This is a genomic window from Pelomonas lactea (assembly GCF_043555885.1).
Taxonomy (GTDB): Bacteria; Pseudomonadota; Gammaproteobacteria; order Burkholderiales; family Burkholderiaceae_C; genus Pelomonas; species Pelomonas lactea.
In genome coordinates this window covers 943271-965959 of sequence record NZ_JBIGHX010000001.1, presented here as the reverse complement: position 1 = coordinate 965959, position 22689 = coordinate 943271, and the positions used below count along the sequence as shown (strand labels likewise).

Genomic DNA, 22689 nt, shown 5'->3' with positions numbered 1-22689 from the left:
GCCGAGCCGGGTCACCGATGAAATAGCCGCTACGCCCATGCCGGGATGTAGCGCGCATAGCGCCGCGAGTCTGGTGCGTTGGGGTCCATCTTCACCAGCCCCTGCTCCAGCGTGGCCGTGATGATCTGCGACACCGTGTTGCTGCTGCCCTCCGGCAGACCGAAGCGCTCCCGCAGCGACTGGTTGGTCATCTGCCGGCGCAGCACGTACTGCAGCACGCAGTGCTGGTAGCAGGCCCGCACCCGGTCGCCGCCGTTCATGTCGCGGAAAGCCCGCGGCCCGTGGATTACCACGATCGTGCGCCGGTGGCTGGTCAAGAACTCGGGGGCCGGCAACTGCATCAACTCGGCGGCCTCGATCACCCGGTCAATGCCGCTGCTCTTCTCCTCGCAGATGCCAAAGCGCCGCATCAGGTCCGCCAGCCGCTCATTGCGCGACTGGTAGCCGTCGATGAAGCGCTCCACCGGCACGATGGGCTCGCCCGGGTTGGAGATCTCCACGCGGTTGCTGAACACCTCCACCACCGGCGAGGCGCCGCCCATGTCGAAATCCTGGTGGATCAGCGCATTGGCCAGCAGCTCCCGCACCACCACCTCCGGCAGCAGCTTCACCTCCTTGCGGATGGCCCCCTCGATCACCTCGTTCTGCGGCAGCTTGCCCATCACGTACTGCACCAGCCCGGCAAAGCCCACCGCGTAGCCCTTCTCGCCGGTGATGTCAGAGACCGTCTGCATCTTGGACTCGCCCGCATAGACGATCACACGCGCCGCCTTGCGGCTGATGTCCGGGACCTGCCGCATGTTCTTGGCCAGCAGCACCGCACCGATGCGCAGGATGTTGAAGCCCGCCGCGCTGCGCTCGATCAGGCGCTCGTCCAGCAGGCGGGCCAGCACGCCCGCCTGGTCGGTCGGGTAGGGCAGGCGCAGCAGGTCGAAGAATGCCTGCGTGTCCAGCCACTGCACCACGTCTTGCGCGGACACATCTTTCAGCGCCGGGTTCTCCAGCCAGCCCGGCTGCCCTTCGGCAAAGATCTTGCGCAGCTGGTCTTCGCTCATCGGCACCAGCTCTTCGCCCGAGCGCATCAGGTAGGCGCCGTCGTGGTGGTAGGCCGTGCCTTTGGGGCGCGCAGGAATGCTGAACACCAGCACCCGCCCCTCCGGATGGGCCACCGCCTCCACATCCACGCGAAAGCCCAGCCAATGGAACAGCTTCTCGGCAACGTCCTGCGTGTCCGGGAAGGCCTGGCTGCCCACCACGGGGCGCGGCGGCTTGTCGGCAATGCCCAGCACCAGGTGCCCGCCGCCTTCGTTGGCCATGGCCACGCAGTAGCGGCACAGCTTGCGCGTGTCGTACTGGGTGGCGGCCTCCTTGAATTCGAGGTTCTGGGATTCAGAGGCGCTTGCGCGCCAGAGGTCGATCTGCGCGGGCGTGATCGTCATGGGCTGGTGCCTCCCTCAGCAAGTTTGGCCAGCACCAGCACCTGCTCCGCCACCCGCTCGCGCAGCGCCTGGGGGTAACCGTACTTGCGCAGCACCACCCGCACCACGTTGCGCAGCCGGGCCTGCACCGCGTCGCGCGATTCCCAGTCCACCACCTTGTTCTTGGCAATGGACGACGCCAGTTCTTCGGCCATCAGCGCAATGCTCCCAGGCTCCACCTGCTCTGCGCCAGCGGGTTGCTGCAGCAAGGCCTCGATGCTGGTCAGTGTGCCCGGCGCAGCGGCAGGCGTCACCGTCGCATCGGCTTGGTCCATCGCTGCCGCACTCTCGGTGATCGTGAGCTCGATGTGCCTACCGCGTAGGCGGACCGCTTCGGCCATCTCGGCCTCGGTCGTGAGGATGTTGCAGTACTCCGAGGCGCCCAGCAGGTCGGGGAACAAGCTCGCGTGGTGCACGTTCATGCGGCGCAAGTGCCGCAGGCAGGCGTCGCGCTCTTCATTACGGATGTATATCTTGCAGATGTACTTGGCCAGAATGCCAGGCTGCTCGTCTTCAGACGCAGAGCGCAGCTCTTCATCCTCAAAAAGCTGGTCATCGGCCAGCACGCTGGCCAGCTTATTTTCGATGGTGGCGTCGGTGGGCGAGAAGGTGAATAAACCGGCCTGGTTCACCAAGCGGCCGTGGTCATCTTTGCGTGGTTCGCAGACGCGGATGCCGGTTTCGGCCTCATGCTCCGCCAGAAAGCGCTTGTTAAGCACATACACCGCGCGGTAGGGGTTGTCCTTCTGTTCGTCTTTGCTGTCTTCTTTGTGGAAGGCGAAGAACAGCGCCACATACGGCGAGTAGGTCCAGTCGAGCAGTGGCGTCATGAGGCCGTGGTGCTGGCCCACTGACCACAGCTCGTCGTCCTCGTCCACCATGGCGGCATCGCTGAGCCGCCCGCGCACCGCACGCTTGAAGCGATCCAATTGCGCGGTCGCCAACGCCTCCGTGACGATGCCGTTGGTAGTCAGTCGGGCCAGTGTGGGCATCAGGCCCCAGTCGAAGCGCCGATGACCACGAAAAACCAGTTGCGCGTCCGACCGGTTGAAGAAGTCACTCTCGAGCAGAGCGGTGAAGTCGCGCCAGCTCTTAAGCCGTGTTACCGGGATTCGCCCGCTCAGCTCGTCAGCCATGATCTCAAAGCGCTTGGCCGCGCTCTCGTTGGTCCACAGCGGGATCTTCTCGAAGTAGTCGCTGGACTCAGATGAGATCGTTTCGCTCGGCGGCATCTCAGCGTCGGTCATGCGTCAACCTCTGCCACGGCCAGCTCACCGGAAAGGAGTTTGGGGAGGAGGGTGTCGCGCAACTCGGAAACGGACTTGTTTTGCGAATTCAGGCTCTCGATGTGAGCGTAGTTGGGTCTGACCGTTTCCGAAAAGGCAATCATTAGATGTCCGCCTGGGCATGGGAACCTCCAACCCATGATGGCATCTTTGTCTCCGCGAGGCATCTTGGCGCCTTTGGCAGTGCGCGTCATGAACTCAAAGAATGCATCTTGGTACATCAAGTTGTACGCGAACTCAGCCCACAGATAATCGATAGGCTCAAATGCCAGCACGTCCGGTGATCGTCCGCCGTCAAAGCGGGCCGTCCAAATCTTCTTAAAGTACGGGCGAATGTTGGAAACAAGAATGTGCCCTGCTTTGAAACTCGGGACGGTGGCCACAGACGGCAACGAACTGGCGCGGGTGATGCCAGCCCTGTTCTCAAGCATGTTTTCTGTAGAGATGTAGAGGTCTTCGGTCAATGCCGAGACCTCAATCTTGCCGCTTGCGAACTGAGCGATATCAGCCAGGGACTTGAACGCCCACCCCTTTGGAATCTCCCCCAACTCCGACGCTTGCATTTCATCCGGGAACAGCGCGGCTGTAGCGGCGAGTTGTTCGAAGGCTTCGGGCGGCAGCGCATCGAGTTCAGCCTCAGCCTTGCCGCTGATGGCGCTCATCGCGGCGCGCAGTGGGTCGCGGCCTTCGGTCTTGGCAGCGATCTTGGCTTTGACCGGGTCGAAATCGACAAACCACGATTTGAAGATGGCTTGCGCCATGGCTTCGAGCGTTTGGCTGATGCGGCGGTTGAGGTCAATCTTTTCGTCGAGCGACCTCAATACCCTGGCCGCTTCGCGTTGCAAATCAATTGGGGGGAGCGGAATGCGAAGTTCGGCGAGTGCCTTCCCGGTCAAATGCTTGATCGTCGTACCGGTGAAGAACGGCTCCAATTCCCCGGTGCGACCGGCTCGCAGAAACCAGTAGTACAAAAAATAGTTGTCTAGGCCCGCCTTTGTTCTGACGCGATGCAATGCCTTTTGAATCTTCATCGGCGCGTTGCCTCGCCAAATGGCGCAACGTCCAGGTTCCCCGCCTTCACAAACGATCAGATCGCCATCGCGGATGCCATAGCGCTCCTCCTCGTGATCCTCAAAGCGCATGGTCGACAATGCTTCGAGTTCGAATGAGCCCCAGCGCACATTGCTATTTCCCAGATATGGGTGCAATTCGCCTCGATTCTTTTGCGCATCAAGCATCTTCCCCAGGCATGCATCCACATAGTCGCCCAGCCGAACTACGGGGTGATCAGAAGCCATATCCCAACCCCGCCAAGTTCTTCTTGATATCCCCCTCCAGCTCGGCACTCTCCGCAAACTGCTCCGCCAGCTGTGCCGTCAGCCGCGCCATCTTGTCGGCAAAAACTTCGCCGTCTTCCTCTTGCTCCTCGGCGCCCACATAGCGCCCCGGCGTCAGCACGTGCTCGTGCCTTTGGATGTCGGCCAGCGAGGCTGAATAGCAAAAGCCCGGGACGTCTTCATAGCCCTCGCCGTGCTGCCAGGCATGGAAGGTGTCGGCCACCTTCTGGATGTCATCCCCCGTGAAGTCGCGCAGCACGCGGTCCTTCATGTAGCCCAGCTGCCGGGCGTCGATGAACAAAAACTGCCCGCGCCGGTCGCGCTTTTTCTTGTCGAGGTTGAAGCCGTTGGCCTTGTCGCGGGTCAGGAACCAGATGCAGGCCGGGATCTGCGTGTTGGTGAACAGCTGGCCGGGCAGGGCCACCATGCATTCCACGTAATCGCGCTCCACCAGCTGCTTGCGAATCTCGCCTTCGTTGTTGGTGTTGCTGCTCATGGAGCCATTGGCCAGCAGCAGCGCCATGCTGCCGGTGGGGGCCAGGTGGGCCAGCATGTGCTGCAGCCAGGCGAAGTTGGCGTTGCCCTGGGGCGGCGCGCCCACGATCCAGCGCCAGTCGCCCTCCAGCTTGGCGTTCCACCATTCCTTCATGTTGAAGGGCGGGTTGGCCATCACGTAGTCGGCGCGCAGGTCGGGGTGCAGGTCGTTCAGCAGCGTGTCGCCCGGCTGGCCGCCGAAGTTGAAGTCCAACCCGCGGATGGCCATGTTCATGGCTGCCAGCTTCCAGGTGGTGGGGTTGCTCTCCTGGCCGTAGACGCTGATCTGACCGGTCTTGCCGTTGGCGACCTTGCCGCCGTGCTGGGCGATGAACTCCTCGCTCTGCACGAAGAAGCCGCCCGAGCCCATGGCCGGGTCGTACACCCGGCCCTTGAAGGGCTGCAGCATCTCCACGATCAGCGTGACGATGGCCTTGGGCGTGTAGTACTGGCCGCCCTTCTTGCCCTCGGCCAGCGCGAACTGGCCGAGGAAGTACTCGTACACGTGGCCGAGGATGTCTTTGCTCTTGAGGTCCAGCCGCTGGCCGTTGTGCACGGGTTGGCTGAAGTTCGTGTCCGAGAAATGGGCGATCAGGTCGGCCAGCTTGTGGCTGTCGATCTGCGTGCGTGCGAACTCCTTGTTCAGCACGTTCTTGAGCTTGCCGTTCTCGCGCTCCACGGCCTCCATGGCGTTGTCGATCAGCCAGCCGACGGTGCGCATCTTGTCGGGCACCATGACCAGCTCGCCCGCGTCGTTGCGTTCGTAGCGGCCGTCACTGTCGCGCTTGGGCACCTGCCAGGGCAGCTCACTGCCTGGCGGCAGCTGGGCCAGCTCGCGCAGCGTCTGCCAGCGGGCTTCGAACGGCACCCAGAACACGTTCTTCTCGGTGTAGTAGTCGCGCACTTCCAGTTCAGCGGCGAGGTTGGCTTCGTAGTCAGGCGTGCCGGCGCCGCCGTACTCGGCGGGGTCCATGTAGTAGTCGTGCCCGGGGTCCTGGAACTGGGCGCGCAGTTCCTGCTGCCGCTCCTCGAACGCGTCGGAGACGTACTTCAGGAAGATGAGGCCCAGTACCACGTGCTTGTAGACCGACGCGTCCAGTGCGGAGCGGAGCTTGTCGGCAGCGGTCCAGAGCTTGCGTTCGAGGGCGTCAAAAAACTGTTGCTCGGTGGGGTTCATGCGCGGGCTGGGGCGGTTCAATGGTCAGAGGGGCCTGGGCGTCAGGGCAGGGCCGCTGGATGCCGGTGGCAGTATTGCAAGCCGCAGAACGACGCCGCCCGGCTTCAGCAGCCGCCGGCGTTTGGTTTTGTCGTCGGCGAACTTGAACTGCACGCACGCTCCTCCCTGTTGTGGGCCCATTCTCGCGGCTGCGGCGCCGGGTGGAATGGCCCATGGCTGCGTCAACATACCCGCCCCAGCTCGGCCCGGATGCGCTCGATCAGCTCGTCAGCCAACACCAGGCCTGGCAAGCGCCGCCGCTGAGCTTGCCCGTGGCAGGTACGAGCTCACGCCATGGCAAGCAGACAATGTGGCTTTTGACGAATCCTCAGCGTTCCGCGACAGCCCGCCGCCGCCCCCGGCCGGCGCGCCGGACCCGCGGCACGCAGCAGCCCACGCAGAACTCACCACCTCTCTCGGCGATCACGCCACTGATCGCGAGCCACTTACCGGCTTCCCATCAAGCCCCTCCCCATGACCCGCAAACCCCGCATGTCCCCCCTGCTCCCCACCCTCCTCGCCACCGCCTTGCTGGCCGGTTCCTTCACATCCGCCGAAGCCGCCCCGCACGCCAAGCCCAAGGCCGCCGCCGCCCGCAAGGCCAAGCCGGCCGCGCCGGCCGAACAGGCGATGACGACCGACGCCAACGGCCAGTCCATCCCGCTGCTGGAGAACAAGGCCTGGGTGTTGATGAACTTCAACACGGGGCAGGTCCTGGCGTCGTCCAACCCCGACGAGCCGCTGCCGCCCGCGTCTCTGACGAAGATGATGACCAGCTACCTGGTCGAGCAGGCGCTGAAGAGCGGCAAGGTCAAGCCCGACGACAAGGTCACCATGAGCGAGAGCGCCTGGTGCCGCGGCGGCAAGAACGGCGACAGCTGCATGTTCGTGCCGCTGAACGCGCAGGCCTCGCTGATGGAGATGCTGCGCGGCGTGGTCATCGCCAGCGGCAATGACGCGTCCAAGGCGCTGGCCGAGCACCTGGGCGGCTCGGAAGCCGGCTTCGTCACGCAGATGAATGCCGAGGCCGCCAAGCTGGGCATGACGAAGACGCACTTCGAGAACGCCGACGGCCTGCCGGGTGCCAACCACAAGGCCTCGGCGCGCGACATGGCCGTGCTGGCCGCGGCCATCATCCGCAACAGCGCCGAGTACTACCCGCTCTACGCGGAGCGCGAGTTCACCTACAACAACATCAAGCAGGGCAACCGCAACGCGCTGCTCTACACCGACCCGACCGTCGACGGCCTCAAGACCGGGCACACGGAGGAGGCGGGCTACTGCCTGGTGGCTTCATCCAAGCGCAACGGCATGCGGCTGATCTCGGTCATCCTGAACGCGAGCAGCAAGCAGGCCCGGGCCGACCAGACCCGCGTGCTGTTCAACTGGGGCTACGCCAACTTCGAGGAGGCCACGCCGGCCCAGGCCGGCGCGACGCTGACTACGCCCAAGGTGGTCTACGGCGTGGCGCCCGAGGTGGCGGCCGGCGTGGCCAAGCCGTGGACGCTGGTGGTGCCCAAGGGCCAGGCCGCCGCGCTGAAGACCGAGGTGACGCTGAACCCGGGCCTGGAGGCGCCCATCGCCAAGGGCGCGGTCATCGGCAAGGTGGTTGCGTCGGCCAATGGCAAGGTGCTGGGCGAGGCGCCGGTCGTTGCGCTGGCCGATGTCGAGCGGGCCGGCTTCTTCCTGCGCCTCAAGCAGCGCATCGCCGGCTGGTTCTCGAAGTAAGCGTGGAGGCGGCGGGGCGCCAGCGCCTCGCCGCCGCCCATCGAGGTGGACGGGTTCATGGCAAGGCCGCGGCGGTGGCCGGTGGCGGCAGGGGCGCGGCATCGAGGTCCAGGTCGACCCGCTGGCGCACCAGCTCGAACCCGCTGTGCAGTTCCCGCACGTCGTACAGCTTGCCGCGCGCGTTCTTGAACGGGCGGTGCACGACGAGCATCCACGCGCCGGCCAGCGTCTTGAACAGCATGCCGTGGCCGCTGCCCTTGGCCAGCCAGACGGGCCCGTGTTCCCAGGGCCCGAACAGCTCGCCGGAGGGCGAGCGCGACAGGGTCTGGAAGTAGCCGTCGTCGCCCCAGCTGGACCACAGCATGTGCAGGCTGCCGTCGGCGGTGCGGTAGAGCTGTGGGCCGTCCGTGACGATGATGCCCTGGCCCTGCTGCGGTCGTGCGGCGGGCGAGGCGCTGCCGCGGAACAGCTCGCGCGGCCTGCCCGTGGCGCGCAGCTCGTCATCCAGCGGTACGGCGGCAAAGGCGCCCACGCGCAGCTGCAGCCATTCGTGCGCGTAGACCATCCACGGCTTGCCGGCCGCGTCGACGTGCAGCGTGCCGTCCAGCGTCATCAGTGATTTGTCCACCACCGGCTCGCCGCCGCGCACCAGCGTGAACGGTCCGCCCAGCTGGTCGGCCACGGCCAGCACGGTGCTGCGGCGGTAGCTGCGCTGGCCCGGCACCGGGCTGGGTTCGGCAAGCGCCAGGCCCTCGTTGTGGACGGTGACGAACAGGTACCACCGGCCGCGCCAGCGGTGCACCTCGGGCGCCCAGCAGCCGTCGTTGGCCCAGCTGTCGGCGGGCAGCTGGAACACGAGTTCCGGTTTGTTCCAGTGCTGGAGGTCCCGGCTGCGGTAGGCCATCACGCCGAGGGCCGGGCTGCCGCTGACGGTCGGGTTGTTCTTCGTGAACAGCCAGTAGGTCTGGCTGGTGGTGTCGGTCACGATGAAGGGATCGTGCAGGTCCATGCCGGGCAGCGTCATCGTGCCGGCCGCACGCGCCCAGGCGGGCAGCGCGCCGGCCAGCGCCAGCAGGTCGCGGCGCTTCATCGTGCGGCCTCCCTGTTCAGCAGGCCGCGCTGGCGCAGCCAGTCCTCGGCACGGCGCGGCCAGGCGGACGCGTTGCCCAGCCCGTCGCGCATGCCGATGCCGTGGCCGCCCTGCTCGAAGACGTAGAGCTCGGCAGGCACGCCGGCGCGCGTGAGAGCCTGGAAGTACAGCAGGCTGTTGTCTGCCGGCACGGACTTGTCGCCCTGCGTGTGCAGCAGCAGCGTGGGCGGCGTGGCGGCCGTCACCTGCTGCTCCACGGACATCAGCGTCAGCAGCGCCTGCGCGGGCCGCCCGCCCAGCAGCGCGCGGCGCGAGCCGGCGTGGGCGGCGGGGTCGGTCATCGTGATGACGGGATAGACGAGCATGGCGAAGTCGGGCCGGGCGTTGACGGCGTCCAGCACGGCGCCGGTGCGGCCGTCGGCGTGGTCCCACAGCGTGCTGGCGCTGGCCACCAGGTGGCCACCGGCGGAGCTGCCCATGACGCCGATGCGGTTCGGCGCCACGCCCAACTCGGCCGCGCGCGAGCGCACCAGGCGGATGGCACGCAGCACGTCCTGCAGCGGTGCGGGGTGGCCCCATTCCTGCAGCCGGCTCTTCAGGATGAAGGTGGTGATGCCCAGCGTGCTCAGCCACGCGGCGTACTGCTGGCCCTCGCGGGCGTTGGACAGGTAGGCGTAGCCGCCGCCCGGGCACAGGATGACCGCGGTGCCGTTGGGCCGGTCCACGGCGGGCGGCACGACGGTCAGCGTGGGCTGCGACACGTTAGCGATGCGGCCGTCGGCTTCCAGCCGCTCGGGGCCCAGCTCGCCGCGCGCGGCCGGGGCGTCGGCACGCCGCGCGGGCGGCACGCCCTCGGGCCACAGCGAGATCTCAACGGGCGGGGCGGCAAGGGTGAGCATGGGCAGCAGGGCGGTGGACAGCAGCAGGCGGCGCTTCATGGGGGGGCAGTGTGCCGGCGCGGGGCCCGCCGAACGCTCAGCCTCTTGACGACATCGGCGGGTCAGCCGCGGGCGGCCGCTTCGCGCAGCGCGCTCAGGCTGGCTGGGCCAGCCAGCCGCCCAGGGTCTGCATCGCCGCCGGCGTGCGCGCCAGGCTGCGGTGGTTGGTGCCAGCGAACTGCTGCACGGTCACCGTGCAGCCGGCCGCCTGCAGCGCGCCGACGAGGGCGTGCGAATGCGCGTGCGGCACCTGGCGGTCGCGCTCGGCCAACAGCACGAGCACCTCGCAGGCCAGCGCCCGTGCGGCGGCCAGGCTGTCCAGCGGCGAGCGCAGCAGCGGCATCAGCGGCGCGATGAGCGGGTTGCGCCTCAGCACCGCGCGCAGGCTCTTGAGCGGCGTGATCAGCGCAACGCCGGCGACCGGCGTGCCGGCCGCGGCGAGCCGGGCTGCGAGCTGCATGGCCACGCCGGTGCCCAGGCTGCGGCCGGCCAGGTGCAGCGCGGCCGTCGGCAGGCCCAGCCGCGCCAGGCCCCAGCGGGCGATGGCCTCGGCATCGGCCACGCAGGCGGCCTCGCCGGGCCAGCCGCCGCTGCCGCCCAGGCCGCGGTAGTTGAAGGCCAGCAGCGCGCAGTCGTCGGGCAGCCAGCCGGCGAGGTCGGGCGTCCAGGCCACATGCTCGTTGCGGCCGCCGAACCACAGCAGCAGCCGTGCGGGCGGAGGGCCGCCTTCGGGCAGCGTCAGCCAGCCCTGCAGCAGCGTGCCGCCCGGGCGCGCCAGCCACACGGGCATGCGGCGCCGCCTGGCTGCGGCGGGGCCGGGCGCGGCGCGGCGGATGCGCCACGTGCGGCCGAACAGCAGCCGGCCCTGCAGCGCGGCGAGGCTGGCCATCAGCAGGCCCCAGGCGAACAGTGGCCAGGCCCAGTCGGGAGCGTCGGGAAAGGTGGGAACGGTCATGCGGCGCGCCAGCCTAGGCCGGGCGCGTGACAGCGCGGTGAGGGCCTCAGGCCGGTGGGTCGTCGCCGAAGCTGAAGTAGAAGGTGGCGCCCTGGCCCGGGGCGCTGTCGGCCCAGACCGTGCCGCCGTGGCGCTCGCAGATGCGCTTGACGATGGACAGCCCCACGCCGGAGCCCTCGAAGCGGGTGTCGTGCAGGCGGTGGAAGGGCTTGAACAGCTGCTGTGCGTTGTGCGCGTCGAAGCCCACGCCGTTGTCGCGCACGTAGAACAGCGGCCCGCCCTGCACCGCGCTGGCCATGCCCACGCGCACCTGCGGCGGCGTGGCGCGCGCGCTGAACTTGAGCGCGTTGCCGATCAGGTTGGCGAGCACCTGGCGCACCAGCTTGCGGTCGGCATGGATGGCGGCCAGCGGCTCGACGACGACGGGCGGTGGCGCCGCGGCGGGCTGCAGCGTGGCGAGCACCTCGGCGGTGAGCGCGTTCATGTCCACGGGTTCGCGGTGCAATGTGGCGTCGCTCGCGCGCGCCAGCGCCAGCAGCGCCTCCACCAGCTGGCCGGTGGTCTCGGCCTGCGTGGCGATGACCTGCAGGAACTTGATGGCCCGCTCGGGCTCCTGGTTGGCGACGAACTGCTGCGCCATGCGTGCCGCGCCGGCGATGCCACCCAGCGGGCCGCGCAGGTCGTGCGACACGCTGCGGTTGAAGCTTTCCAGCCCGTCGATGACGGCGTGCAGCTCCGCCGTGCGCTGCAGCACGCGCTGCTCCAGCGATTCGTTGGCGACGCTGAGGTCCCGGGCGATGCGCTTGCGCTCGTCCACCTCGGTCTGCAGCAGCTCGGCGGCCTGCTTGATGGCCTGGTAGAGGCTGCCGTTCTCGTAGATGCGACCGGCCTGCGCGGCGTAGATGCATAGCAGGTGCTGGTCGTCGTCGGTGAACGCCGGCGCGCCCAGCTTGTCGGCCAGCAGCACCCAGCCATAGGTGCGCTGCAGCGACATGATGGGCGCGATGAGCCCGTTGGCCGCGGGCGGCAGCTCGGCCGGCAGCCGTGCGGCGTCGGCCTGCACGAAGCGGCGGGCCTGGCCGTCGGCCAGCACCTGGCCGCACAGCCCGGCGTCGACGGCCAGCGGCTGCAGCGCCTGCACCTGCTCCGGCGCCAGCCCCCAGCTGCTGAGGTGGCCGCGGGCGTCGCCGTCGCGGCTGCGCACGGCCAGCACCGCGTAGCGCGCGCCCAGCAGCCCGTGCGCGCCGCGGCACACGTTGTCCAGCAGCACGTGCGGGTCATGCTCGGAGGCGAGCTGCAGGTTCAGCTCGGTCAGCGCCGACAGCCGCTGGTTGGCGGCCTCCAGCTCGCTGACCTTGAACGCGAGCTTGTCGGTCAGCAGCCGCAGGTGCTCGCGGTCGAACTGCTGGGCGTCGGCCACCGGCGCGACGGGCGCGGCGCCGGCCAGCCGCTGCTCGATGACGCGCAGCAGTTCCTCCGGCTCGGTGGGCTTGAGCAGCACGGTGGACACGCCGCAGGACAGCGCCAGCGTGCGCGCCTCGCGCTCCATGAAGGTGGCGGTGTAGAAGACGACGTCGGTGTGCGCGATGTCCGGCTCGGCGCGCAGCTGGCGCACGAACTCGTAGCCGTCCATCGTGGGCATCAGGATGTCGCAGATGACCAGGGCCGGGCGCTGCTCGCGCACCTGCGCCAGCGCGACGTGGCCGTCCGCCGCCTCCAGCGGCTCGTGGCCCGCGTACTTCAGCAGCGTGACGACGAGGTCGCGGTTGGCGGCCTGGTCGTCGACGACGAGTACCTTGGCCATCGCCACCCTCCTCAGGCGTCCGCGCGGGGCGGCGTGCGCAGCCCCGGCGGCAGGAAGGCCTCGATCTGCGCGACGAAGTGCTCGGGCTCGATGGGCTTGGACAGGTAGCCGTCGAAGCCGGCGGTGATGACCTTCTGCCGGTCGTTGGGCATGGAGAACGCCGTCACCGCGACGATGACGACGCCCGCGCAGCCGGGGTCGGCGCGCAGGCGGTCCAGCACCTGGTAGCCGTCCAGCTGCGGCATCTGCAGGTCGCAGACGATGAGGTCGGGCCGCTCGCGCAGCGCCGTCTCCACGCCCTGTGCGCCGTCGCGCGCCTCCAGCACCGCATGGCCGCTGTAGCTCAGCAGGTAGCGCACCAGCTCCAGGTTGGCGGCGTTGTCTTCGATGACGAGGATGCGCGCCGGCATGCTCAGCCGCCTCCCAGCAGCAGCGAGAAGCTGCTGCCCTTGCCGCTCTCGCTGGTGAACACGATCTTGCCGCCCAGCAGCTCGGCCAGCTTCTGGCTCAGGTGCAGGCCCAGGCCGGTGCCGTCCGGCGCATTGGGCCGGGCGGCGTTGACGCGGCTGAAGGCGGCGAAGAGCTTGTCGTGGTCGGCCGGCGGGATGCCGATGCCGGTGTCGTCGACGCGGATTTCGGCGCGCTGCGGGCCGGTGCCGGGCAGCACGCGCAACGTCAGGCTCACGTGGCCCTGCTCGGTGAACTTGATCGCGTTGCCGGCCAGGTTGAAGACGATCTGGCTCAGCGCGCGGCGGTCGGTGTGCAGCACGACGGGGGCGTCGGGCGCGTGCACGTCGAACGCCAGCCCCTTGCCCAGCGCCTGCGGCCGCAGCGCGGCGGCGACCTCGTCGACGACGGCCTGGCAGTCCACCGCCTCGAAGGCCAGCTGCACCTTGCCGGCCTCGATCTTGGACACGTCCAGCAGGTCGTTGATGAGGGCCAGCAGGTGGCGCGCGCTGGACTGCACGGTGCGCAGCTGCTTGTGCTGCTCGTCGTTCAGCGGCCCGGGCAGCTTCATCAGCAGCGTGCCGGTGAAGCCGATGATGGCGTTCAGCGGCGTGCGCAGCTCGTGGCTCATGCCGGCGAGGAAGTTGTCCTTGGCGCGGTTGGCGTTGGCCAGCTCCTGGTTCTTCTCCTGCAGCGCCTTCTCGAAGCGCTTGCGCTCGCTGGCGTCGCGGATGGCGCTCATGACGAACGAGCTCTCCTCGGTGCGCAGCGGGCTCAGGCTGATCTCGATGGGGAACTCGCTGCGGTCCTTGCGCAGGCCGGCCAGGTCCAGCCCGGAGCCCATCGCACGCTTGCGCGGCTGCAGGAAGTAGTTGGAGCGGTGGCCCACGTGGGCGTGCCGGTAGCGCTCGGGCAGCAGCGTCTCCACCGTGCGGCCGCGCAGCTCACCGGCGTCGTAGCCGAACAGCCGCTCGGCCTGGCTGTTCGCGATGACGATGTGACCGGTGGCGTTGGCCATGACGATGCCGTCGGGCATGGACTCCAGCAGGTCGCGAAAGCGCGCCTCCATCAGCTTGGCGTCGCGCAGCACCTTGATGTGCGTGACGTCTTTTTCGGCCGCGAGGATGAGCGCCGCGCCATCGGCCGCGCGCACGCGGCGCGTGGACACGTCGACATACAGCAGCGAGCCGTCCTTGCGCCGGCGCACCGACTCGTAGGTGCCGCCACCGTCGGCCAACGCCTCGGCCAGCCGCTGGGCCTGCTCGTCGACGCGGTCGGCGGGGATGACCAGCTCGCTCAGCGGGCGGCCCTGCGCCTCGCTCAGCTCGTAACCGAAGACGGTGCCGGCACCGCCGCTCCAGTGCACCACGCGGCCCTGCGGCGTCAGCAGGATCAGCGCGTCCGGAGACTCGCGGGCCATCAGCGCGAGGGCTTCGTCTGGCATTCGCACGGTCCTCCCTCGGTCTGCCGGTTAGGACCATTACAGCAGGTGTGGCCGGGCTTGGCTATCCGGCCTGGCGCGCGTCATCTCGCCCGCCGCCGTTGCGGCGGACCCTAGCTGCGGCCGCCCCGAATTGCGGGCGGCCGCAGCTGGCGCGTGGCGGCGCTTGCGCGTGCAATGCCCGGGCGACTGAAGAAGACATCTCAGAGGAGCTTTCCATGACCACGATCCAGGCCACAAGCGCCGCCTCGTTCAACACGACGGCGGCCGCCGACCCGTCCAACCCGACCAACGCCAGCACGCACATGAGCGGCGGCAAGGCGGTGTTCGAGAACGACAACTACCGCATCACCGCGGGCGACGACAACAACGTCAACATCTTCAACAAGAAGACCGGCGAGACCACCAACATCTGGGGCGACCCGCACGTCTCCATTGACGGCAAGCACGCCTTCGACTTCTGGGGCACCACCACCTTCAAGCTGGAGGACGGCACCAAGGTCACCATCGAGACCGTGGACGCCGGCAACAACATGACGCTGGCCAGCAAGGTCAACATCACCAACGGTGACTACGGCGTGCAGATCAGCGGCGTGGACACCCGCACCGTCGGCGACCTGAAGATCAACGAGGCCAAGGGCTACGGCGAGGTGCTGGACTGGACGCACGACGACGGCAACGTGCTGCAGGAGAACCCGGCCGGCGCCGGCTACCTGGGCGTGGACGCCAGCGGCAACATCCACAAGGTCGACCAGGCCTACATCAACAAGACCGACCTGAAGCTGAACCCGGGCGTGGACGCCGCCACGCAGGCCCGCGCCGGCGACTTCGCGCGCGACTTGATCGGCATGTTCAGCAGCCTGCTGTCGGTGTCGTTCAGCGGCGCCTTCCTCGGCGCGCTGGCCTCGGCCGTCAACAACGAGGCCCGCGAGCCACAGACGCGTGACGCGCACCGCTTCTCGCTGACGGTGTTCCGCTTCCAGTTCTGACCCGCCTGCCACGGGGCCGCGGCCGGTGCCACCGCACCGGCTGCCGGCCCCGTGTTCTTCCTGCCCCTGCTGCAAGGAGCTCCCCATGCCCCAAGCCCTGGAGGCCGCCGGTTGGCGGCCCACCCCTCCCGCGCCGTCCACCCCTGACGTCGTCTATGCCCAACGTGGCGACCGCCTGGCCGATGTGGCGCAACGCCACGGGGTTGACGAGGCCGCGCTGCGCGAGGCCAACCCCGATCTCGCGCAGGCCCGCTCGCTGCCGGCCGGCCAGCCGGTCGTGCTGCCGGCCGTCGTCGCGAATGCGCTGACGGGCGTGGCGGGTGCCGCCGGGCGCGAAGGCCTGGTGCAGTCGCTGCAGCAGCGCGCCTACGAGGCCGGCCGCGCGGCGCCGCAGCACGCGTTCGACGCCAACGTGCTGCGTGCGACGAGGACGGACTACGAGGCCGGTGCGCTGAACCACGAGTACGGCGGCCCCGGCCGCAGCAATGCGCGCGGCCAGGGCATGATCTACACAGCGCCCGACGCCGCCGGCCTGCTGCGCGAGAACGCGGTCTACGCCGCGCCGGGTGAGCATCCGCTGAAGAACAAGAGCGTCGTCGAGCTGCGCTACACCGCGACGCCGGATGCGCAGGGCCGCGGCGGCGTGGCCGACATGGCCGAGGGGGCGCGCGCCGCCCGGCTGCCGGCCGCGGCGCTGGTGCAGCCCAAGGGGGGCGACCACCCCAGCTGGCTGCACCAGCTCACCGGCGAGCATCCGTACACGCTGCCGCAGCAGGCCGGCAAGGGCGCGTCGGACAACGGCGCCAGCGGGCTGCGCGCGCCGGCGGCCGTTGGTGGCGAGCAGATCGACATCGTCAGCCGCAACACCCGGCCCGACCAGGTCACGCCGCTGTCGGTCACGCGCCACGGCCCGGACGGCGCGGTGGTGGCCAAGCTGCCGGCCGCCGGCGTCGTCCAGCCCATGCCGGCCGATGCGCGCACCTATCGCGATGGCCTGCTGGACAAGCAGGCGGGCGTGCGCCCGCCCGTCGTGCGCAACACGACCAACGATGCACGCAGCTTCGCGCCCGCGGATGCCCCGGGTCGGCCGCTGTCGGCCGCCAACGAGGGCCTGGAAGGCCGCGGCGACACGCGGCTGGACCGCGCCCGCCAGGCGCTGACGGGCGCCCGCGAGGGCTATCCGCGCGCACCGTCGACGCGCTATGGCGCGGTGGGCGGCGCTGCGGCCACGCTGGTGGACGCCGGCGTGCGCGCGGCCCGCGGCGAGTCGGTGAACGCCGGCCAGGTGGTGCAGGACGCCGGCAAGAGTGCCGTGCTCGGCGGCGCCGCCGCCAAGGGCTTTGACGTGCTGGCCCGCCACACCAGCGTCATCAAGGCGGGCGGCGCGGTGGGTGCCCTCGTGCAGGGCGGCGTCAGCGGCTACACCAACGTGCAGGCCTACCGGGCCGGCCAGATCAGCGGCACGCGCGCCGTGGCCAACACGGTGGTGGACACGGGCACCGCCTTCGCCGCCGGCGCCGCCGGTGCCGGTGTGGGCGCGGCGGTCGGGTCGGTCGTGCCGGTGGCCGGCACCGCGGTGGGCGCGGTGGTGGGCTTCGGCGTGGGCGTGGGCGCGCATTACGCCATCGGCGCCCTCGACAAGGCCACCGGCTTCACCAGCAGCCTCAAGGACGGGCTCACCGCCGGGCTGGATGCCGTTGGCAGCGGCGCGGCCAAGGCCTGGAGCGCCATCAAGCTTTGGTAAGGTTGGTGGCGATGGCCGCCCTCGATCTGCAGACCCTGCCGCCGGAACTCCAGGCCGACCTGGCGCAGGCCTGGCCGGGCTGTCCGGAGGCCCAGCGCCGCGCGCTGCTCGCGCCGCACGCGCTGGGCGGCGCGCCCCTCTGGCCCGGCAACCTGTGGCCGTGGCAGCCCGCCCGGCGCTGGTGGCGGCCGCGGGTGGCGCGGGAGTGCCGCGCCGGCGAGATGCTGTTCTTCACCGCCCCGGTGAGCGATGTGCGCGGCGCGACCTATGCGCCGCGGCTGTTCGACCCCGCGCAGCCGTTCTTCGAGACGCCGTGGACGCAGGCCGAGGTGCTGCTGCGCAGCCCGGTGCCCGAGGCCTTCGGCGACGCGGACTTCTGGGTGCTCACGCAGCGGCTGTGCGGCGGCGACGTGCCGGCCGCCACCCGCCTGGCGCACGAATGGGCCGCCGGCATGCGCGCGGACGCCGCGCTGCACGGCGCGCGCCGCCAGCGCTGGCTGGGCGACGCGCTGTGGCGGCTGGAGGCGTCCGCCAAGGGCGACTTCCTCTGACCTGAAGGCCGGGCTCAGCGCACCACCAACCCCTGCGGCCCGATCTGGATGCGCTCCACCGCCAGGCCCACGCCGGCCTCCAGGTTGGCCTTGGCGGTATTGCGGAAGTTGACTTCCTCGTTGGGGCTGGGCTTCTGGTTCAGGTGCTCGCGGTAGACCACCATGAAGGTGCCCACCATGGCCAGCTGCTCGAACATCGTGCGCTTGGTGGCGGCGCTGGCCTGCGTGAACGCGGCGTTGCGCGCGAGCAGCCCCTGCATCTGCAGCACCAGCGACTTGAAGTGCTCGTCCGGCACCGGCTGCTGCATGAAGGCCGAGTAGTTGCCGGCGATGAAGGCGGCCACGCCGGCGGCCACGTCGTTGGGCGTCAGGCCCAGCTGCGTTTCCAGCTTCTGCCAGAACACGAACGATTCCTCGAACGCCTTGGTCATGGCCGTGCGGTGCGCGGCCGGGAAGCGCTGGGCCAGCTCGGTGGCCGACTGGTGCAGCTGCGCCGGGCCGCTGGCGACGATGGGCGCGTTGAATGCGCCCAGGCCGATGACGCCGGAGGTGATCACCGGCGCGGGCGTGAAGGCGGGCGCGGGGGCAGCAGTCGGGGCGGCACCCGCCGGGGGCTTGCCCAGCATGCCGCGCATCTGCTCGGCCAGGCTGACGGAGGGCGCCACCTGGGCGCTGGCGCCCAGCGCGGCGCAGGCGAGAGTGGTGAGGGCGAGGATCTTGCGGAGGGGCAATTCAAACTCCTAGTGGTCGAGACTCAGGCTGCCGTTGCCGACGTAGACCGTCTTGCGGTCGTCCTGCACGGGAAAACTCAGCAGCCGTTCCTGGTGGCCGTCGTCGTACTGCAGCAGCAGCGTGAAGCCGGAGAGCTGGTAGCGGCCGCGGCGGCTGGCGCCGTCGTCGGCGCGGCGCGCGCTGTAGGCGCCGGCGCTGCCGCCCGGGCCGCCGGCGGGGCCGGTGCCGACGGAGCCACTGCCCACGCTGCTGCTGCCCTGGCCGTCGGCGTACGACGAGCCGGCGATGACGGTGTTGTTCAGCGTGGCGGCCAGCGTGCCGGTGCTGGACATGGCGCTGAACGTGCGCTCGAAGCGGCCGTCGCGCGTGAAGCGCATCGTCTCGGACGACGAGCGCCCGCCCAGCACCAGGCTGCCGGTGAAGCTGGCGCGGCTGAAGCGGCCGTCCAGCCGCGTGTCCTTGGGCCAGGGCTTCACGGCGTGGTGCTGCCGCGGCTGCCAGCCGCCGTCGGGGCGGCCCTCGTCGTCCTGGTCCTGCATTTCGTAGCGCTGGTCGGCGCCGCGCCAGCGGCTCCACTGCTGCGGCTCCAGCCGGCGCGAGGCGGCCACGTCGAGCTGGTCGGGCGGCATCGCGGTGCGGCGGTAGGCGGTGCCGTCCTTCAGCAGGAAGCGCACGTCTTCCTCCCACGTCGTGCCGTTGACATTGTTGGCCTGGCCGTGGATGACGACGGCCACGAGATCCTTGTCCGGCAGGCCCTGGCCGGGCGGGGCGGTCACGCGCTGCAGCAGCACCTCCTTGCGCTCCAGCGCCTCCTGCGGCAGCGGCGACGGCACCAGCCCCGACGGGTCGGTGACCAGCGCCGCCGCGGCGAGGTTGGCATAGGCGTTGTCCAGCGACGAGAACACGCCGCGCAGCACCACGTCGCGGCCCACCCAGGGCTCGGCGCTGACGTCCAGCGAGATCGTGTGCGCCGAGCGCCGCTCGCCCTGGTCCTGCGCGAGCCGGTAGCGATCGCCGTCGCTGCCGTGGCGCTCCACGCGGCCCTTCACGTAGACCAGGCCGAGGTTCTTCATCGCCGCCTCTTCGGAGACGGCCGTCCAGCGGCCGTGCTGCTTGACGAGCGCCGGGATCTGGCTGGGCTGCAGGACCTGGCCCCGCGGCACGCCCGGCGCGATGTCCGGCAGCGTGGGCTTGTAGGCCAGCTTGATCTGCAGCAGCCCCTGCGCCACCGCACGGGCCTGCGGGAACTGCGCGCTGACGTCCATGGCGGCGCCCTGCAGGTCGCCGGCCAGCGCGGCGCAGACCTTGTCGGGCTGGGCTTCGGCCAGCACGCGCCGGCGCATCGGCTCGGTGAGCCGGCTCCACGGCGGCACGCTGCTGCTGTCGCGCTGCTTGAGCGAGATCAGCACCATGCGCAGCGGCGCCACCTGGTGGCGCTCGCGCCAGGCAGTCCAGGCCGCGCGGGCCTGCGCGGCGGACGGCGCGCCGATGTCGCTGCAGGCCTCCACGGAGGCCTCGGTCATCACGTCCAGGCTCACCGCGCTGATGAGCTGCTCCATGGCGGCGCGGTCGGCCACCAGCGGGCCGGCGGCGGGCGTGGCGGCCTGGGCGGCCACTAGCACCAGGCTCGTCAACAGGCGCTTCATCGGTCGCTCCTTGTCAGGCTGCCGCTGCCCACGTAGACGGTCCCGCCATCCGCGTACACGGGAAAGCTGAGCAGGCGCTCCTGGTGGCCATCGTCGTAGTCCAGCGTCAGCACGTAGCCGCCGAGCTGGTAGCGGCCGCGGCGGCTGGCGCCGTCGTCCCGCGTGGTGGTGCCGCTGGTGGCGCCCACGGTGCCGCCGGCGCCGCTCACCGTGCCGCCGGCCGTGCTGCTGTTGCCCTTGCCGTCGCCGCGCGACGACGCCGAGATGACGGCGCCGTTCATGGCCGCCATGCCGCCCGAGGTGCCCAGCGAGCTGTAGCTGCGCTCGAAGCGGCCGTCGCGCGTGAAGCGGATGGCGCGCGTGGACGACACGCCGCCCAGTGCCAGGCTGCCGCTGAAGGTGTCGCGGCTGAAGTAGCCGTCCAGCCGGGTGCCCTGGGGCCAGGGCTTGACGGCATGGTGCTGCTGCGGCTTCCAGTCGCCCGCGGGGCGGCCGTCGACGTCCTGCGCCTGCATGTCGTAGGCCTTGCCGTTGCTGCGCCAGCGCGCCCATTGCTGCGGCTCCAGCTTGCGCGAGGCGGCCACGTCGAGCTGGTCGGGTGGCATCTCGGTGCGGCGGTAGGCAGTGCCGTCCTTCAGCAGGAAGCGCACGTCTTCCTCCCAGCGCGTGCCGTTGCTGAAGTCGGACTGGCCGTGGATGACGACGGCGGCCAGGTCCTTGTCCGCCAGGCCGCTGCCCGGCGGGCGCATCACGCGCTGCAGCAGCACGTCCTTGCGGCCCAGCGGCTGCTGCGCCAGCGGCGACGGCGTGAGGCCCGACGGGTCGGTCACGAGCGCGGCGTTCTCCAGCGTCAGCGCGTAGGAGCGCAGCGACGTGACCAGCCCCCGCACGACGATCTCGCGGCCCACCCAGGACTCGGCGTCGAAGCGCAGGTAGGCCTCGGCCTCGGAGATGCGTTCGCCCTGGTCCAGCACGAGGCTGAAGCGGTCGGGGTCGCGCGACCAGCGTTTCACGCGGCCCTTGACGAACACCCAGCCCAGCTTGCGCTCGGCGGCCTGCTCCGACAGGTCGGACCAGCCGCCGTTGTTCTGCGCCGCCAGCGCCTCGATCTGCGTCGGCAGCAACACCTGGCCCCGCGCCGTGCCGGCGTAGAGCTCGGGCTGGGTGGGCGCGTGCGCCAGCTTCTCCATGACAACGGCCTTTGCCGTTGCACGCGCCTGCGGGAACATCGCGCTGACGTTCAGGCCGGCGGTCTGCCAGTCGCGCGCCAGCGCCGCGCAGGCCTTGTCGGGCGCAGGGTCGCTCAGCACGCGCTCGCGCAGCGGATCGGTGATGTCGCTCCACGGCGCGGACCGGTTGTTGCGCCGCTTCAGGCTCATGACCACCGAGCGCAGCGGCGCCAGCTGGTGCTGCTCGCGCCACGCGACCCAGGCGGTGCGCATGGCCTCGAACGCGGGCGCGCCCACGGCCTCGCAGGCCTCCAGCGAGGCCTCGGACATCACGTCCAGGCTGACGGCGTTGACGAGCTGCGTCAGCGCCTCGGGGTCGCCCGCGAGCGACGTGGGCGCTGCCGGTGCCGCGAGGTGGGCAAACAGGAAGGCCGTGCCGGCCAGGCGATGAAACAGCATGCGGTGAAGAAACTCGTTCGCGCTCAGCGGGCGGGCGCCATGCTCGGGGGGCGGGGTGCTGCGGGCAATCCCCTGCTCGTCAGTGCGTGGGTCATGGCGTCCAGGCCAGCACCTCGCAGCCCAGTTCCTGGCGCTGCCCCTGCCGGTTGTTCACCTGGAACGCCTCGCTGCCCGGCTCGCCCTTGAAGCCGCGCACGCCGCGCAGCGTGGCGGGCGTGTACCACTGGTCGCAGCTGCCGACGCAGTAGCCAGCCGTGCTGCAGAAGTGGCCGCTATCGACCGTGTAGGCCACGAAGCGTCCGTCGGGCGACCACAGTGCCGAGCCGATGGCCTTGGCCTCGGTGAGGCGCTCCAGGCGCGAGCCGTCGATGCTGGCGATCCACAGGTCGGCCTCGCGCGGCACGGCGTTGCGGCGCGGCATCTTCATGATGAGCTCTCGGCCGGTCGGGCTGACGGCGAAGGCGCCCATCTGCCGGTCCGCGGGCGGCGTCAGCTGGCCCACGGCGGCTTCCGGCCCGCCGTCCAGGCTGGCGATGCGCATGCGGCCGGTCTTGATGCTGATCAGCATGAAGCGGCCGTCCGGCATCCACGCGAACCAGTCGTCGTCGGCGATGCGGTAGCGCGTGCGCAGGGTGGCTAGGTCCAGCACCTGATCCTCGAATGGCGCCAGCGGGCTCTCCCCTCGGCGGACCTTGGCCAGCCGCCGGTCCGTCGGTGAGGGTTCGACGTCGCGCACATAGCCGTCCACATCCCCCGACAGCACCGCCTTGCCGTCGGGCGTCATGACGACGAACGACGTGATGCGGCGGTAGATGTCGGGCTTGGTCACGATGAACTGGCGGCCGTCGGGCCAGGCCGACACGTCCATGTCCTTGCTGTTCGTGATTTCCACCGGCTTGCCCCCGGCCAGCGCGGACACCTGCACGCCTCTGTGGTGATCGAGGATGTAGCTGTTGTGCCAGAGCAGGCCGGTGGGCGGCGCGCCGGCGGCACGCGCCGGGCCGGCGAGCAGCGCCGGCAGGGCGGCCAGCAGGGCAAGGGCGGTGCGCCAGGCGCGCGGGGAGGTCGTCGCAGTCATCGGGGCGGCATGCTCGCGGCGCACCCCGGTGCCGGGCAATCCCTTGGTCATCACCTGCGCGCCGTGA

Annotated in this window: 18 protein-coding genes; 4 read left to right on the top strand and 14 right to left on the bottom strand. The window is 70.0% G+C overall.

From position 1 onward, the window contains the following. Window positions 1-29 precede the first annotated feature (29 nt). Genes ACG04Q_RS04375 through ACG04Q_RS04360 form a run of 4 tightly spaced genes read right to left on the bottom strand, consistent with a single transcriptional unit; the run spans window position 30 to window position 5812 of the window. On the bottom strand, window positions 30-1439 hold the full coding sequence (locus ACG04Q_RS04375; RefSeq protein ID WP_394509615.1) for an ATP-binding protein: 1410 nt from the start codon (window positions 1437-1439) through the stop codon (window positions 30-32). Further along, window positions 1436-2725, bottom strand: a complete 1290-nt coding sequence (locus ACG04Q_RS04370; protein ID WP_394509614.1) for an FRG domain-containing protein — start codon at window positions 2723-2725, stop codon at window positions 1436-1438. Before ACG04Q_RS04370 ends, ACG04Q_RS04375 begins: the two co-directional genes overlap by 4 nt. Further along, window positions 2722-4062, bottom strand: a complete 1341-nt coding sequence (locus ACG04Q_RS04365) for a restriction endonuclease subunit S (protein WP_394509613.1) — start codon at window positions 4060-4062, stop codon at window positions 2722-2724. Before ACG04Q_RS04365 ends, ACG04Q_RS04370 begins: the two co-directional genes overlap by 4 nt. Continuing rightward, window positions 4052-5812, bottom strand: a complete 1761-nt coding sequence (locus ACG04Q_RS04360; protein ID WP_394509612.1) for a class I SAM-dependent DNA methyltransferase — start codon at window positions 5810-5812, stop codon at window positions 4052-4054. Before ACG04Q_RS04360 ends, ACG04Q_RS04365 begins: the two co-directional genes overlap by 11 nt. 531 nt (window positions 5813-6343) lie before the next feature. On the opposite strand from ACG04Q_RS04360, the gene ACG04Q_RS04355 reads away from it, so the two are divergent. Beyond that, window positions 6344-7579, top strand: coding sequence for a D-alanyl-D-alanine carboxypeptidase family protein (locus ACG04Q_RS04355; protein ID WP_394509611.1), 1236 nt, complete (start codon window positions 6344-6346; stop codon window positions 7577-7579). Between the two features lie 55 nt (window positions 7580-7634). Here the strand turns inward: ACG04Q_RS04355 and ACG04Q_RS04350 are convergent, their stop codons facing one another. The 6 genes from ACG04Q_RS04350 to ACG04Q_RS04325 form a co-directional block, all read right to left on the bottom strand. Then, window positions 7635-8669, bottom strand: a complete 1035-nt coding sequence (locus ACG04Q_RS04350) for a glycoside hydrolase family 43 protein (protein ID WP_394509610.1) — start codon at window positions 8667-8669, stop codon at window positions 7635-7637. Continuing rightward, window positions 8666-9607: an alpha/beta hydrolase gene (locus tag ACG04Q_RS04345; RefSeq protein ID WP_394509609.1), complete on the bottom strand. Its 942-nt coding sequence runs from the start codon at window positions 9605-9607 to the stop codon at window positions 8666-8668. The genes ACG04Q_RS04350 and ACG04Q_RS04345 overlap by 4 nt, the downstream gene beginning before the upstream one ends. A gap of 94 nt (window positions 9608-9701) precedes the next feature. Beyond that, window positions 9702-10562 (bottom strand): alpha/beta hydrolase family protein, encoded by an 861-nt coding sequence (locus ACG04Q_RS04340; protein WP_394509608.1) that lies wholly within the window; start codon window positions 10560-10562, stop codon window positions 9702-9704. Between the two features lie 46 nt (window positions 10563-10608). Continuing rightward, complete coding sequence (locus tag ACG04Q_RS04335; RefSeq protein WP_394509607.1) at window positions 10609-12366, bottom strand: ATP-binding protein; 1758 nt, start codon at window positions 12364-12366, stop codon at window positions 10609-10611. Between the two features lie 11 nt (window positions 12367-12377). Continuing rightward, window positions 12378-12776 (bottom strand): response regulator, encoded by a 399-nt coding sequence (locus ACG04Q_RS04330; RefSeq protein WP_394509606.1) that lies wholly within the window; start codon window positions 12774-12776, stop codon window positions 12378-12380. A gap of 2 nt (window positions 12777-12778) precedes the next feature. Then, on the bottom strand, window positions 12779-14257 hold the full coding sequence (locus ACG04Q_RS04325) for a PAS domain-containing sensor histidine kinase (RefSeq protein WP_394509605.1): 1479 nt from the start codon (window positions 14255-14257) through the stop codon (window positions 12779-12781). 215 nt (window positions 14258-14472) lie between these two features. Between ACG04Q_RS04325 and ACG04Q_RS04320 the strand changes: the two genes are divergently transcribed. The 3 genes from ACG04Q_RS04320 (at window position 14473) to ACG04Q_RS04310 (ending at window position 17538) form a co-directional block, all read left to right on the top strand. Next, a complete protein-coding gene (locus ACG04Q_RS04320) occupies window positions 14473-15243 on the top strand; it encodes a DUF1521 domain-containing protein (protein ID WP_394509604.1) in 771 nt (256 codons plus the stop codon). A gap of 85 nt (window positions 15244-15328) precedes the next feature. After that, window positions 15329-16987, top strand: coding sequence for an RES domain-containing protein (locus ACG04Q_RS04315; protein WP_394509603.1), 1659 nt, complete (start codon window positions 15329-15331; stop codon window positions 16985-16987). Window positions 16988-16998: 11 nt separating this feature from the next. After that, window positions 16999-17538: a hypothetical protein gene (locus tag ACG04Q_RS04310; RefSeq protein ID WP_394509602.1), complete on the top strand. Its 540-nt coding sequence runs from the start codon at window positions 16999-17001 to the stop codon at window positions 17536-17538. A 14-nt stretch (window positions 17539-17552) separates the two neighbouring features. On the opposite strand, the gene ACG04Q_RS04305 is transcribed toward ACG04Q_RS04310, so the two are convergent. The 4 genes from ACG04Q_RS04305 to ACG04Q_RS04290 all read right to left on the bottom strand — a co-directional run bounded on the left by ACG04Q_RS04305 (window position 17553) and on the right by ACG04Q_RS04290 (window position 22622). Next, window positions 17553-18269, bottom strand: a complete 717-nt coding sequence (locus tag ACG04Q_RS04305) for a DUF6683 family protein (protein WP_394509601.1) — start codon at window positions 18267-18269, stop codon at window positions 17553-17555. A 9-nt stretch (window positions 18270-18278) separates the two neighbouring features. Next, window positions 18279-19916 carry a hypothetical protein gene (locus ACG04Q_RS04300; protein ID WP_394509600.1) on the bottom strand — a complete coding sequence of 546 codons (1638 nt, stop codon included), beginning with the start codon at window positions 19914-19916 and terminating at the stop codon, window positions 18279-18281. Then, on the bottom strand, window positions 19913-21544 hold the full coding sequence (locus tag ACG04Q_RS04295; RefSeq protein WP_394509599.1) for a hypothetical protein: 1632 nt from the start codon (window positions 21542-21544) through the stop codon (window positions 19913-19915). The genes ACG04Q_RS04300 and ACG04Q_RS04295 overlap by 4 nt, the downstream gene beginning before the upstream one ends. Before the next feature lie 91 nt (window positions 21545-21635). Next, window positions 21636-22622 (bottom strand): TolB-like translocation protein, encoded by a 987-nt coding sequence (locus tag ACG04Q_RS04290; protein ID WP_394509598.1) that lies wholly within the window; start codon window positions 22620-22622, stop codon window positions 21636-21638. Window positions 22623-22689: the final 67 nt, after the last annotated feature.